At 38.1% G+C, this 15,152-nt stretch carries 9 protein-coding genes; 6 read left to right on the forward strand and 3 right to left on the reverse strand.

The window, feature by feature from the left end; genetic code table 11:
- Window positions 1-92: 92 nt before the first annotated feature.
- Window positions 93-1,733, reverse strand: a complete 1,641-nt coding sequence (locus AACM02_RS07770; protein ID WP_339116598.1) for a RagB/SusD family nutrient uptake outer membrane protein — start codon at window positions 1,731-1,733, stop codon at window positions 93-95.
- A 12-nt stretch (window positions 1,734-1,745) separates the two neighbouring features.
- Complete coding sequence (locus AACM02_RS07775) at window positions 1,746-4,913, reverse strand: TonB-dependent receptor (RefSeq protein ID WP_339116599.1); 3,168 nt, start codon at window positions 4,911-4,913, stop codon at window positions 1,746-1,748.
- A 583-nt stretch (window positions 4,914-5,496) separates the two neighbouring features.
- Between AACM02_RS07775 and AACM02_RS07780 the strand changes: the two genes are divergently transcribed.
- From AACM02_RS07780 to AACM02_RS07805, 6 genes are all read left to right on the forward strand, one after another.
- Window positions 5,497-5,796 (forward strand): transposase, encoded by a 300-nt coding sequence (locus AACM02_RS07780; protein WP_071135911.1) that lies wholly within the window; start codon window positions 5,497-5,499, stop codon window positions 5,794-5,796.
- Entirely contained in the window at window positions 5,793-6,686 is an 894-nt protein-coding gene (locus AACM02_RS07785) for an IS3 family transposase (RefSeq protein ID WP_339116238.1), read from the forward strand. Before AACM02_RS07780 ends, AACM02_RS07785 begins: the two co-directional genes overlap by 4 nt.
- Window positions 6,676-8,448: a SusC/RagA family TonB-linked outer membrane protein gene (locus tag AACM02_RS07790; RefSeq protein WP_339116600.1), complete on the forward strand. Its 1,773-nt coding sequence runs from the start codon at window positions 6,676-6,678 to the stop codon at window positions 8,446-8,448. Before AACM02_RS07785 ends, AACM02_RS07790 begins: the two co-directional genes overlap by 11 nt.
- Window positions 8,449-8,567: 119 nt before the next feature.
- Entirely contained in the window at window positions 8,568-10,025 is a 1,458-nt protein-coding gene (locus AACM02_RS07795; protein WP_339116601.1) for a RagB/SusD family nutrient uptake outer membrane protein, read from the forward strand.
- A gap of 161 nt (window positions 10,026-10,186) precedes the next feature.
- Window positions 10,187-11,269 (forward strand): MBL fold metallo-hydrolase, encoded by a 1,083-nt coding sequence (locus AACM02_RS07800; RefSeq protein WP_339116602.1) that lies wholly within the window; start codon window positions 10,187-10,189, stop codon window positions 11,267-11,269.
- Between the two features lie 98 nt (window positions 11,270-11,367).
- Window positions 11,368-12,273 carry a DUF6528 family protein gene (locus AACM02_RS07805; RefSeq protein WP_339116603.1) on the forward strand — a complete coding sequence of 302 codons (906 nt, stop codon included), beginning with the start codon at window positions 11,368-11,370 and terminating at the stop codon, window positions 12,271-12,273.
- 248 nt (window positions 12,274-12,521) lie between these two features.
- On the opposite strand, the gene AACM02_RS07810 is transcribed toward AACM02_RS07805, so the two are convergent.
- A complete protein-coding gene (locus AACM02_RS07810) occupies window positions 12,522-14,642 on the reverse strand; it encodes a GDSL-type esterase/lipase family protein (RefSeq protein WP_286879758.1) in 2,121 nt (706 codons plus the stop codon).
- Window positions 14,643-15,152: the final 510 nt, after the last annotated feature.

Here is a 15,152-nt window from a genome sequence, read left to right on the forward strand (position 1 = left end):
AGTTATTCAATTTAGCTTAAATAAAATTCCAATTTCACATCCTGAATTAAATTTTGGAGGTTTTAGAATCCTCACTGATTTACTTTCATTAGTTAATACCCCGGATTTTGGACTAAGTTTTTGTTAATATTCATTTCATATATTGGAATGGGTAATAAAGCCATATCTGAAGTAAAAGAACCGGTTTTATCTACTGCAATATAATGACCTCTGTATCGGCCCACTTTCTCAACTCTGTATTTTGTGTAGTTATCCGGATCATCGGTTAGTTTCATTCCATAAACTTTTCGATTAACAATATCAGGAAAGAGGCCCCACCTACGTATATCAAAATATCTGATATGCCTTTCAAAACAGAATTCCACCCGACGTTCTCTTCTTACTATTTCTCTGAGTTTATCACGATTAGTCTCTGTTACGATGGGCATATTTATTTCTTCACGTTTTCTAATCTGGTTTATTGTTTGATCCAATAGTTCTTGTGAGATGTTATCCCCATTTTCAATTTTGGACTCCAAATAACTAAGGAGAACCTCTGCATAACGAAGCAATATTATATCATCACCAGAATTATTATTTGCACCTTCATAATCTTCAGTTACATATTTTTTCCAGCTATATCCTGTAGCTCCCGTAAGAGTCGCAAGTCCGGAAGTTGTTGATTCTGGATGCGCAAGAAATAATTTGCCTCTAAATACAGTATATTCAGGTAAAAATATACTTGCATAAAGTCTTGGATCTCTATTTTTATAAGGATATTTGGGATCATATAATGAAGATTCGTCTATTGAAAGACCGTCTGTCATAAGAAAAGCATCAACCAGATCTTGAGTAGGGCAAGTTTCATGATAACCACCATATAAGTCTGCATGATAATTTAATTGATTTTGAGGATTCCCTCGTAAGCCTGCAATACAGTTAGTTGATAAGATGATTTCTTTGCTATTCTCTCCTTTTTCCTCAAACAAAGCTTTATATTGTGAGTCTATCTCGTGAACATTGAGATCAATGATTTCTTTAAAGGTACCTACAGCCTCATCCCATCTTTTGTGAATCATTAATAATCTTCCTTTTATGGCAAGTGCAGCGGATTTGACAATCCTACCTCTTTCATTATCAGGTCTTTCACTAGGTAAATCTATTGCCGACTCCGTCAATTCATCAATGGCAAAATTCACAATTTCATCTAAAGAATTTCGGCTTTGTGTATTTGCTTCTTCAATAGTTAATACCTTTGTAATCAGTGGTACACCTCCATACATAACCGATAAATAATAATATTCAAATGCTCTTAGAAAACGGACTTCCGCAATATATTGAGCTTTAAGATCCGCATCCATTTCAACAGACTCAATATTCTCTAAAAAATAATTCGCTCTGAAGATGGTAGCATAAGATCTATTCCAAATTGTAGGAACTACTTCTCCTGAACTTGGCAGGAAATATCCAGAATAAATGATACCTACTCCCGCCCATTTATATTCTGCATCGTCTGTTGCGCTCGATAAACAAAGTAAATGGTTATTGTAGCTATTATCTCCAACTGTACTTTGAGCATATACACCGGTTAAAGCCAGTTTTGCGTCATTCTCTGATATCCAGAATGTTGATTCAGAGATACTCGATAATGGTTGTTCATCTAACCAATTGGTTCCACAACCAGCTATGATCATGAAGATAGATGAGGAGAGAACCAATAATAAAACATTATATATTATTCTTAACATTTTCATAATCTAATGGATTTAAAATTCTAAGTTTATACCAAAAGCATATAATTTCACAAGAGGGTAAAAGCTTCCAGATGCATTCATTTCTGGATCCCAACCTTTATAATATTTGGTGAGAGTGAACAGATTTTCTCCTGTTACATAAATACGAGCCTTACTCAAAGCTAATTTATTGGACCATTCTTGGGGTATTGTATAACCAATTTGTAAATTTTTCAATCTTATGAAATTAGCATTTCTATACCAAAAGTCCATCAAGTTGTTGTTGTAAAATAAAGTACTTGTAATCAATGCTTTTGGGTACATTGCATTAGGATCAGGATTATTGGCTGTCCATCTGTTCTCGTAATAATCCCTTTGTACATTACCATTATTATTCAATGCATAGAAATATTCTATATTAACCATCGCTTTCCGACCACCTTCTCCCTGAAAGAATAAATTAATATCAAAGTTTTTGTATTCTCCATTAAGGGTAATTCCATATGTTGTTATAGGTAGTGGCATACCAATAATATCCCTGTCATTTGAATCAACTTTTCCGTCCGGAACACCATCAGGTCCGCTTATGTCTGTTAATTTTATTCCTCCCGGATTTGCAATGACAGAAAATGGTTGAGTTGGGGAATTATCTACATCATCTTGGTCAACAAAAAGTCCATCACTTATATATCCATAACTGCTACCAATAGGATATCCAACAAATAGTCCTGCATTGATATCTCTATCCAAATTGGCAATTTTAGTTACTTTATTGTGAACCATTGATAATACACCTGAAACATCAAATGAAAAATCTCCTATTTTTTTCCTATACGAAAGATTTATGTCAAATCCTGTATTTTGCACTTCTCCGGCATTTGCTGCAGAAGGTGTAGCCCCTAACATTTTCGATACAGAAACACTATATAGGATATCTGAGGTTATCTTCTTATAGTAGTCAAATGATAATGAAAGCGCATTGTTGAAAAGCCCTATGTCAACACCTCCATCTGTAATTGTTGTGGTTTCCCAAGCTATTTTCTTATTAGAGATCATTGTAACAGCCAAGCCAGACGCAATTTCGTTTCCAAATGCATAATTTTGTCCTGTAGAAAGGAGGTCTTGATAAGGATAGTCACCTATAGATTGATTTCCTAATTCTCCCCAAGAAAAACGTAATTTTAGATTATTAATTGTCGAAATATTGTCTTTAAAAAAACTTTCTTCTGAAATTCTCCATGCTGCAGAAGCCGATGGGAAGAATCCCCACCTATTGTTATCTGGAAATCTGGAAGAACCATCATACCTGAAGTTTGTTTCAAATAAATATTTTTCTTGAAAGTTATAGTTTAAACGTCCAAAATAAGACGCTAATTTATTAGCAGAAGCTGCTCCTCCATTGGTGCTCTGAGCTGTGGAACCGGCATTGATTTGTGTAATCTCATTATTTGGGAAACGATTTCTATATGCTGATATATCGTTATAATAATAAGATTGACTCGAAAAACCGCCTAATAAATGAAGATTGTGATTTCCAAAACTTTTACTATATTCTATTAGCGATTGTAGCGTTAATCTATCACTTTTTGCCCATGAATTATTTAAAGTATTCACTGTTATTCCATAAGTTTCTGTAACTGGATAGGTAGCTAAAAAAGCTCTATTTTCCGAAACCCCAAAAGTATAACCCACCTGTCCGGTAACCTTCAAATCTTTTAAGATTTCCCATGTCATATCTCCATTCGCATAAAAATAGTTATCATTATAACTAGTAAATGATTTACTGTCTAAGTCAGCCTCGGGATGATAGACTTCATTTCTACCATAAAAACCATCTGGTTTCAGACCAGGTATTGTATTCGCATTCCTCATAGCACCCTGTACAATCCATCCAAGACCATTATACCCATGTGGTTGTTTGTTCTCGTACTTTTGTCCATATAATTTAACGGAAAGGTCTAGATTTTTCCTTAATTTTGAATTTACGTTTAAACGTAAATCATACTTATCTCCATAATTTTTTTTAATCAAACCTTGTTGATTATAATAGCCAAATGAAAATAAAAACTGTGATACTTCAGATCCACCGCGCATGTTGATATTATGAATTGTTTCAACTGCATTACCAGACTCAAAAAGATGTCCAATATGGTCGAAGTTAGGATAATTGACTGGATCTGTTCCTGATTTATATTTTTGAATATCCTCATCAGAATACCTCCTTTGTTGGCCAACGTTAGTCATTGCCTCATTGACTATCTCAGCATATTCCCATGAATTTACCATTTCGGGAAGAAAAGTTGCTTTGCCCTTTCCTACAGATCCATTATAGGATATAGCTAACTTGCCTGCGGCTCCTTTTTTTGTTGTTATGAGAATTACACCATTAGCTGCTTTTGATCCATAAATTGCCGAAGAAGCTGCATCTTTCAATATAGAGATGTTTTCAATATCATTTGGATTAACCGAATTCATTGATGTTTCTATTCCATCTACAAGTACTAAAGGCTCTGTACCTGCACCGCTGAAAGTACCTTTACCTCTTACAAGAAGTGAAGCGGAATTACCTGCAGGATTTCCTGAAGTTTGTCTTACAGAAATTCCACTTGCTTTACCCTGCAGTAGATTTGATGCTTGCGTTACTGTCCTTTTGCCAATATCTTTACTGCTTACACTTTCCACAGAACCAGTCAGGTTAACCTTTTTCTGAGTGCCATAACCTACAACTATTACCTCATCCAAGGATTTCATATCTTCATACAAAATAATTTCTAGCGTATTTAATCCTGTAGTAGAAATGCTAGATGGTTGGTATCCCACATAGGTTATATCCAATACAGCATCCGGGGATACGCTGAATTCGAAGTTTCCGTTTATATCGGAGATAGTACCGTTAGAAACATTTCCTTTTTCAACAATAGTGGCGCCGATGATCGGTTCTCCATTTTCATCTTTTACATTTCCGGAAATTTTTCTCGTGATTGGTTGTTGTTGTAGATTTACCGACTGAGCCTCTGTTACTAGTAAATCAATGGGATCATTCATTGTAAATCTGATGTTTTCAGATTGTGATGAAACTGCAGAAGCTGAAAAAAAAGATCCCAACAAATACATCATTAGGAACAATTTTGCAGTTCTCCACAGATCAGACTGAATGAAGAAAAATGGTCCATTCAACTTGTGTTTTACGTGTTCATTCATATTTCTTTTGTGTTAATGGTGAAGAATTATGTACATTGAAATTAGTATTTAATTAATTTATGATAAAATGTCATTTTCAATTATCCTTTGTAGGATATGTTTCATGAAACATGCTATTAATTTAAAGCAAAGAAATGTTATATTTTATTTTTATAAATTATAAATAACGAAAAATATATTGCAAATACCGCAAATATACATTAACTAAAGTGTGAAAATCGCAAAAAAATAGACGTAATAGCTCTATTATTAAATAGATACCAACCAAATTTACCATTTATTAGTAGTGTTAAAATCAATCTAATGAGCTGATAATAATTTATTCAAGGAGATTAAATTTTCTTTATTATTATCAAACGTGTAATTTACGATATTCTGTAGGGGAAAAGCCAGTTACTTTTTTAAATAATCTGTAAGTATTTGAATAGTCGTTAAATCCAGACTTAATTGTTATTTCTTCTATAGATAAATTTGTAGTTACCAACAATGTTGTGAAATGTTCTATTCTAAGATTCAGTATAAATTGGAATTACTAACTTAGCCGGGACACAGAGTTAAGCATAAACGCTTATTTTTGTGTAATATGAGAAAACAAAGAACCCATTTTGACAAGGCATTCAAAGAGAATGCGGTCAAACTCAGTTTAGAACGCAAGAATATTTCCGAGCTTGCACAGGAATTGGGTATTGCCCCCTTTCTTTTATATCGTTGGCGGAAAGAATACCAGCAGAAAGGAGAAGCCAGTTTCCCCGGACACGGTGTCCAGTCATTAAGTGAAGATACCAAAAGGATTGCTGAACTGGAAAAACGCCTTGGCGAGGCTGAAACGGAGCGGGACATATTAAAAAAAGCTTTGAGCATCATCTCCAAGAGAGATCGTTGATCTATCTCTTTATAAAGGAATATAACTCGAAACAATGGACGGTCGAGGTGATGTGCAGAGTACTGAAAGTCCCCAGGAGCAGTTATTACCGCTGGCTTAAAGATCCGGAGGGCCAACGTAAGCGCAAATATATGGAGCTGGACGAAAAGATCAGGGATGCATATTTTGCAGCCAGGGGACGCAATGGAAGCCCCCGGCTGGCAAAGGATTTGCAGGTATCCGGAACTCCTGTCTCGAGAACCACTGTAGCATGCCACATGAGGAAAATGGGCTTGCGCAGCAAACTCTCGAGACGATTCAAAGTGACGACGGATGCCTCTCACAACTATAAGGTTGCTCCAAATCTGTTGAATCGCGAATTTAATCAGAATGAGCCTGTGAAAGCGTGTGTCTCTGACCTGACGTATATTCCGTGTAAGGATGGATTTCTTTATCTGACCTGTGTGCTGGATCTTTTTGACCGCAAACTGATCGGATGGTCCATAAGCGATCATATGAATGCATCCCATACCGTAGTTCCGGCCATCAGGATGGCCAATAGGAACAGACCTTTTGGAGAAGGAATGATATTTCATTCTGACCGGGGCATACAATATGCTTGCAAACAGACTGTCAATCTGTTGAAATCCTTGAAGCTGGAACAAAGTATGAGTGGAAAGGGAAATTGTTGGGATAATGCCGTGGCTGAAAGCTTTTTCAAAACTTTCAAATCTGAATTGGTCTATGGTACCAAACTCAAAACAAGAGAGCAAATGCGCTTGTATGTATTTGAATATATTGAATCCTGGTATAATCATAAAAGAAGATTCTCAGCATTGGGAAACTTAACCATTGATGAATTTTGGAATCAGTATAATATTAAAAAAGATTCAATTAAAAATGTCGCTTAACTTTTTGTCTCAATTAAGTTTGCAAGTCCAATTAGCTAATTTATCCGCGAACTTAAGCATTACAGATAACCTGAAATATTCGGCAAGAGGGTCAGTTAATTATTTAAACCTTTTGTCGAGAAACTTTGCTCCCGTTACTTTCTTACACAATGTTAAGACAGGTGCTCCGACCCGAAATCCCTGGACTTCTACAGGCTATAAGAGTGAAAACAACAGTAATAATCAACGGTTAAATTTTACCCACACGATCAATTACGTTACTAATTTAGGCAGCAAACATAATTTAAACATATTGGCTGGCCACAGTATTGAACAATATACGTCTGCCAGCCGTCAGGCCCGAAAGACTGGCTATATTTCAAAAGAACTTGATGAATTGAATGTCGGCACTATGGATCCCTCTGTCTCCGGCACTTCGGTTGAGGATGTTTTAATCTCCTACTTCGGTCGTATCCAGTATAATTATAAAGACAAATACATGCTGGAACTAAATTCACGATACGACGGTTCGTCAAGATTCGCGAAAGAAAACAGATGGGGATTGTTCCCTTCTTTTTCTGCCGGCTGGAGAATCTCGGAAGAAGCTTTTATGGACAACGTCTCCTGGGTTGATGAGGTTAAGCTTAGAGGTTCATGGGGGCAAATAGGCAATCAGGAAATTGGAAGATTCCAATATGTGAATGCGGTATCTTTCGGATATGGATACCCTTTCGGAGGAACTTATGACGGAGGAGGTGTCGCAATTACACAATACCGTGATCCAAAAATAAAATGGGAAACCACTACCATGACAAATTTTGGTATTGATTGGGTCATACTGGAAAATATGTTTTCGGGAGAATTTGAAATTTTCAAAAAAAGAACGGATGATATTCTCAGAGGAATTACCATACCGGCGCAAGTAGGAGCACTGGCTGGCCCGACCACCAACATTGCAGTAGTGGACAACACCGGATTTGAAATTTCAATCAACCACAACAAACGGTTTAAGGATTTTTCGTATCAAATAGGGGCGCATTTAACTAAGGTCAACAACAAAGTGGTTGACCTTAAAGGAGAAACTATCTATTCGGGTTCAAGAATTACGAAGGAAGGATACCCGATTGAATCCTGGTATGTGTACGAGACGGACGGGTTGTTTCGCACACAAGAAGACTTGAACAACAACCCAAGAATCACGAACAGGGTAGGGCTGGGTGATGTCAAATATATCGATAGAAATAAGGATGGGGTAATTAATGGCGACGACCGTTATATCGCAGGCAATACTTTTCCTGACTACACGTATGGTTTTAACGTTGGGTTAAACTACAGGAACCTATCGTTGACGTCTATTTGGCAGGGAGTTCAAAATATTGATGTGTGGTTATCCGGAAACACAATATTGCCTTTTAATAACGGTGCGGGCCTTACTAAAATATGGATTACTGATTCATGGACCCCGGAAAATCCAACGGCAAAACTTCCTCGGATAACGACGCGGCATCAATATACTGCCGAGAATTTTTCTCCTTCTGATTTTTGGTTGGCAGATGCTTCGTATTTACGTTTGAAGAATATCCAACTTTCCTATAACCTTTCTCACAAGAAGTTCTTGAATAGGATAAAAGCAGAAAAATTGAACGTGTTTGTCAATGCTGAAAACTTGTTCACTTTCACAAAAATGAAAGATTACGATCCGGAACAGAATGTTTCAGTGGAGAATCTTGACAAATATCCTACCATCAAAACGATTACAGCCGGGATTAATATTAGGTTTTAAATAAACAGCACTAAAATATCACTTTTGCACTAATAAACATTATGAAAAGTATAAAATTAAAATTGAAACATATACTGCAAACAATAATTATTGGAAGTGTTTTGCTTTCATGTAATGATATGTTAAACACGACTTCCAAGGATTTTTATATTGAAGAGTCTTTTTGGCAAACTTCACAACATGCAATGGATGCCATTACCGGTTGTTATCGTGTATTAAATGAAACAGGTATGTACGGAGAATATACAATCAACATGTTTGAATGTATGACACCCAATGCCTTTCACAAGGATAACTATTACAGCACACGCGATTTTGCAACGGGGTCGCATACAGAAACAACTCTGGGTATGAATCAGATAACCTGGCGTGTATGTTACAGAGGAATTGGCAGGTGTAACAATGTAATTGAAAAGGTTCCCGACATTGTGATGGATGAAAAACTTAAAAACAGGATAATTGGGGAGGCTAAGTTCTTGAGGGCATTCTATTACTGGAAAATGAACGCAGTATTTCATGGTGTTCCCCTTATCCTGTCTTCTCCTAACCTGGAAAAAGATGCCAGCCTTCCTAGAAATTCTTACGAAGAAGTAAGGAATCAGATAATAAAAGATTTAGACGAAGCATTGCCTGTTTTAGAAACAAAGTACTCCCGCGCAGACGATGGCAGGGCAACAAAAGGGGCCGCACTCGCACTGAAAGCGAAAGTGCTGTTGCAGGATCTTGATTATGCAGGGACAAAAGCTGCGTGTGAAGATCTGTTCTCTCTCAAGCGTTACGAACTTTTCCCTAATTACAATGGGCTATTCAGGCAGGCAAATACAGGTAATTCATCGGTTATTTTTGACGTAAGATGGAAGTATCCGTTTACAAATTGCAATTACGACCTTTTTCATGGCCAATACAATACACAGGCTCCCGTGCAGGAGTTAATTGATGCATATCAGATGATTGACGGTAAATCAATAGCCGATAGTCCTTTGTATGATCCGTCAAATCCTTTTGAAAACAGGGATCCAAGATTGACCCAGACCATTGCCTGGGTAGGTAAACCGTGGAGAAACAGGACGGCAACTGCTGCGGATTTTCATCAAACCGGATATGCATTCATAAAATATACGGAGTACAATGCTACTTCAACGGGTACCATCAATAATTCGGACATTCCTTACGTGGTCTTGCGTTATGCAGATGTTCTTCTAATGTATGCTGAGGCCGTTAACGAACTTGAAGGGCCTGTAAAGTCGGTTTATAATGCTGTGAATGAGGTAAGAGGAAGAGAGTCGGTAAACATGCCTCCGTTGCCCCTTAATTTGTCGAAAGAACAAATGCGGGAAGCCATTCAGTTGGAACGCAGGATTGAAATGGCCGGGGAGGATGATTATTTCTATGCAATCAGACGGTGGAAAACAGTTGAAAAGTTAATGAATGGAAGCGTGCATACATCTTCTATTCCTCCGTACAGCGGGGCGGTAATAGAAACCCGAACATTCAATCCCGACCGGGACTACCTTTGGCCGATCCCTTACACGGAGATAGACCTTAATCCGAATTTAACTCAAAATCCAGGATATTAGTCGGGATTGCAATCTGTACAAGAAAGGAGCAATCATCATTGCTCCCTTCTTGTATTAAGTTGAAGGAAAAATTAAATTAAGTATTTAACTTTTAGTTTTAAATTACGCCGATAAATTGTATCTTCGGCTTGTTAAAAAAACACATAAAAAAACCGATTGTTATGAGACAAAAAACAATCCCATTTCAGCTTCTTGTGGTTATTTGTCTTCTTGTTACCCCGTCTTGTGCCAACAGGTCAATCTCTTTAAATGACACTTCTACATTCGTATTGCCGGAAGCACCTGCCAACTTTTTTGGGAAACCGGGGGAATATCTTGACTGGCAATCAAAATCTATTTTAAACATTACCGAATCCATTTTATCAGAATATCCTCCCCGGGTGGATGAACCGAAAGATCGGCAAATGGCTATGGTATTGCTGGATGCCGTTTTTCATGATGAAGGAGCACCGCAGCGGAGTTCGGTGCAAAATTTCCATCTTCAGCGTACCTTATCCGTTTTAGAGGAAATAGAAAACACGAAGGTTTCAACAGGTGTGAAAATCTGGAAACTTTACAATATGGGCGTTATCATACGTACTAAAACCGTAACCGTTGCTTTTGATATTACCCGGGGACATTCATCCAGTTCAGATTCGTTCGCTTTGTCCAAAGAGGTAATAGATAGACTCGCAACACATTGTGATGCTCTTTTCATAAGCCACTTCCACCGGGATCATGCGGACGAGGAGGTGGCCGGAACATTTCTGGAGCAGGGCAAACCCGTGATAACCCCGCCGGATATCTGGAAAGAGAATGAAATTTACAGCAGAATCACTCATCTGGAACGTAAAGCACACGAAATACAGAAGATAAGGTTGAACAACAAGGATCGGGACCTGGAGGTTGTGGTATATCCGGGACATCAGGGTGCGGACATCCTGAATAATGTTGTGCTTGTTGTTACACCCGAGCAATACTCCGTATGTCATACCGGTGATCAATCGTTGGAGGAGGACTTTTCGTGGATAGATGAAGTGGGGGATCATCATAAAGTAGATGTTCTGTTGCCTAATTGCTGGACTACGAATCCTCTCCGTACCTCCAAAGGGTATGTTCCCCGGTTAATTATTCCGGCTCATGAAAATGAGTTGGGCCACACCATAGACCATCGTGAAGCCTATGCTTTAAATTATTCGCGGTGGGACGTGCCCTTCAATAAAATAATAATGACTTGGGGAGAATCTTTTCACTACATTCCGTAGACATGTGTGAATAGTCGCCCCGATTCCTGCTGAAGAGCTTACGTTAAATAAAATGTTGAAACAAAATCCCGGATGGGATAACTTAAACTAAAAGAACGATGACAAAATGTAAATGTGTTGATTGGATCGCTCTCGTTTTCTTCCTCTTCATTGCCGTTTCGTGCAGCGAATCAAACTCGAAGCGTCCGCGGGAAATAATCGTCGGGGGAGACAATGTGGTGATGATCCTGGATTTCGACAACTCGGCCGACAGCGTAAAGAAAGTCAATTGGTACCTGAAGACATCCGAAGTCACGAACATGCCCGATACAATGATCCGGCACATGAGGACCGTTGATGATCACAAATCGGTAGACAACCATACCAAGATCCTGATCTGTTCCTCAAGCGGAGGAACCCTTCTGGTGGACCGTGCGACCCGGAAATGCCTCTTTTACGCCATCACACCCAATGCGCACTCCGTAGAATACCTTCCCGGTAACCGTATAGCGGTTGCATTGTCTACCGCCGACAAGGGGAACCGGTTGGAAATTTACGATGCGGGCCGTTCAAATACCGTGTTGTTCAGCGATTCGTTGTATTCCGGCCACGGCGTTACCTGGATGGCGGGAAGGAACCTGCTCTATGCGTTGGGCTACGATGAACTGAGAGCGTATTCGCTGGTTGACTGGGACACTCCCAACCCGGGTTTACAACTGGAGGAGAAGTGGACACTGCCGGAAACGGGCGGGCATGACCTGTATGCCTCTTCGGAAAATCAGCTGCTGATAACCACGTCGAAAAAAGTATGGAAGTTCGATTTAAACAGCAATGCGTTTGAGCCTTTTGCTCCCCTTGCGAACGAGCCCGATGTCAAGTCGGTCTATTACGACGAAAAAGCGGATCATCTCATCTATACAAAGGGTGAAATAAGCTGGTGGACCCACAACATATACTCCATAAATCCAACCAAACAAATAACGATCCCCGAAATTGACGTGTATAAAGTGAGGGTCATCAAATAATTCGGATAAGTTTTAATCAGCACTGCACTAAAGCACCCGTAAGTCGGTTTTATAACCCCTCTTACGGGTGTTGACGTTCATGCAGGATAGTGATGTGAATTTACACGAAAGGGAAAAGAAAGAATTGCGTAAAAACACTATCGGAATTTACATATTTCCTTTCTCAACGATATAGATACAGAACAAAAACGACTACTCAAAAGCTGATACGTTTAACGAACTATTGTTGAAAATAACAAGTTAAAAAATTAATTTTTTAAGAGCCTTACGATCTTATCGGCTGTAATTTTATATCCCTCACTTGTCATGTGTATATAATCTGAACTATAAAGACCTTCTCTGATAACATTATTGTTATCTAAATACCATTCCGTAGGGTTAATATACTCTACTTGATTAAATTGATGAGAACTTAATATGTCATGTACTTTATCACATTTGATGCGTATTGGATCTTGTTGATATTTACCAGACGGATAAAGCCCGAGAAGAATGATCCGAGATTCTGGAAATTGCTTCCGTGCCTCTTCCGCTACAGCAATTATTCCTTCAGCAGTATCTTCCGGAGTATCTGATGCTATCAAATTATTAATGCCAATTGCTATAACTACATTTTCTGGCTTGCAAATATTATAATTGCCATTTTGAAGCCGCCATAAGAGATTTTGCGTTCGATCACCCGAAATGCCGGCATTTTCCCACGTACCTTCTCCGATAGCTTCGTCCATTGCTTGCTTTCCGGTAAACGTAGTAATTAATTGCCGTGTTCCTCCCCACGCTTGTGTGATTGAATTGCCCAATAAAAGTAATTTCAATCTCTTATTTTGTAAAGTTTCCGTTATATCTTCAGAGACATTATGCCAATCTGATCCTTTTACCCAACCGGCTCCGGAACGAAACTCATTACCAGGTAAGGCATGTGTGCAATCATTACTTTTTCGTCCGGTAGCAGCAAGAATAAAACGGACAATAGGCTCAGGATTATTAAGAGAATGAGGATGATGACCGATTCCGGGTTTATGAATTACGGTAATGGGAGCATTAAAATTTTTCATACGCTCTTCAAAAACAGCCGTATTTTCATCAACAGGAACCACTACATCAGCGTCACCTACTACATGGATAATCGGAATTTTTGCTTTTGCAATAATTTCCGCCCAATCTAACGGATTATGCTTCCATTCAATCGCTTGATTTTCATTCATAAAACCGTAAGCTGTGAAAAGTTTTTTTGTATCGTCTTCAGACTTGGTTGGTTTACCTTTACCCATTGGCCAGCTTTTAAAATCCATTACCGGGGCATCGGCATAAATACAAGCTACTTTATGTGAGTTTTTTGCTGCCCAGTTATAAACAATTAGACCTCCCCGACTCATTCCTTCCAAAACTACCTTTTTGTTTAATCCGGCTTTGACCATTTTTTTATAAAATCTATTCCATCGCTCAACAGCTTTATTTGAACCATAGAGATCAGCTACGTCACAATACGTAATATAGAAACCCTGCTCAAGAAGATCAATATCTGTTTGGGGTTCATGCCCCCAGAAACGTGCACGAATCACCCATGGTTTTCCATTAGCATCACGATACGGTCTAACAATTTTACATAGGACGCCTCTATCATAGAATTCATAACCTTGGTACCCATGAAAATTAAATTTCTTGGCGTTTTGAGGAATGAGTGATTTGATAGGTTTTGTTTGAGTATAATGTGGTAAAGAAAGATAATTATATATTTTTTTTGCCATTAATCCAGCCCCAATGGAAGAAGGATGGAGCTTATCGGGAGTAAGATAATCCTTAAACTCATCACCGAATATGTTAAACATATTGATGATCTCCAGATTATTTTTCCAGGCTAATTCTTCAACCATTGGCCTTACCTCTTTTTCAATGAATTGTGCATTAATAGATGAACCTTCCGGCAGGAAGCAACGTATCGGTGTGAGCAAAATAATACGAGGATGTGAACTTAGCATTCGATAACTGTCAATAAGCGCTTGATAATCTTCCAAGAAATCATCTTGATATTTCCAATTCTGAGGTTTAGTGTCGTTAGTACCCAGTTTAATCAAAACAACATCCGGTTGATATGCGAGGGATTGTTTATAAACATCCGTTTCTACATAAGGATAATCGCCTTTGATTAATACTGTCCGAGCAGATACCCCAAAATTTTTCACTTCATAATTATCGCCTAAATATTCCTGAAGCTGTGCCGGATAGGAGTTCTTCTCTCTGTTTACAATGCCAGCACCGTAGGTAATACTGTTTCCCACGCAGGCTACTTTAATTGTTTTTTGGGCAAAAATTGTTTCAGTAGAAAATGATAATATTGCAAAGAATAAGTAAAGGATATTTCTTTTCATTTTGATTAGATAGTATATTTTATGAAATCCACCAATTCTTCTATGGTGTATGTCTTCAACCTTAAGTTTACCCCTGCAAGTTTAGTTAAATTATTTTTAATAGATTGGTTTTAGGATAATTTTCTTTTCAAAACCCTCTTTTTTTGTGTGAGAGCGTTCGAAAAGAGAAATATTAGTGTTACGAGCATGACACAGTTTATCCTGTTCGTAAATTTTTCTCCTTAAAAGTATCGACTCTTTTTTATTTGTTTCCTGATTGTTAAAATCTTCTCTCCTCTGCCCAGATAAACGTCGGCAGACTTGAACAGCGATATCCGGGTAATATGGAAATTCCGGAATGAGGGATGACTTAGTATGTTTTTAGGAAGATAGATAAGGTAACCCGATGAGATATCGGCTACCGGCTCAAATAATTAACGTTTTTTAATTTACTAATTCATCCATAAATTACTAAAATAGTATCCATTTGCATAAAATGTAAACAAAATTAGGGATGAAATCGGAAAACCA

This window comes from Petrimonas sp. (assembly GCF_963921705.1).
Taxonomy (GTDB): Bacteria; Bacteroidota; Bacteroidia; order Bacteroidales; family Dysgonomonadaceae; genus Petrimonas; species Petrimonas sulfuriphila.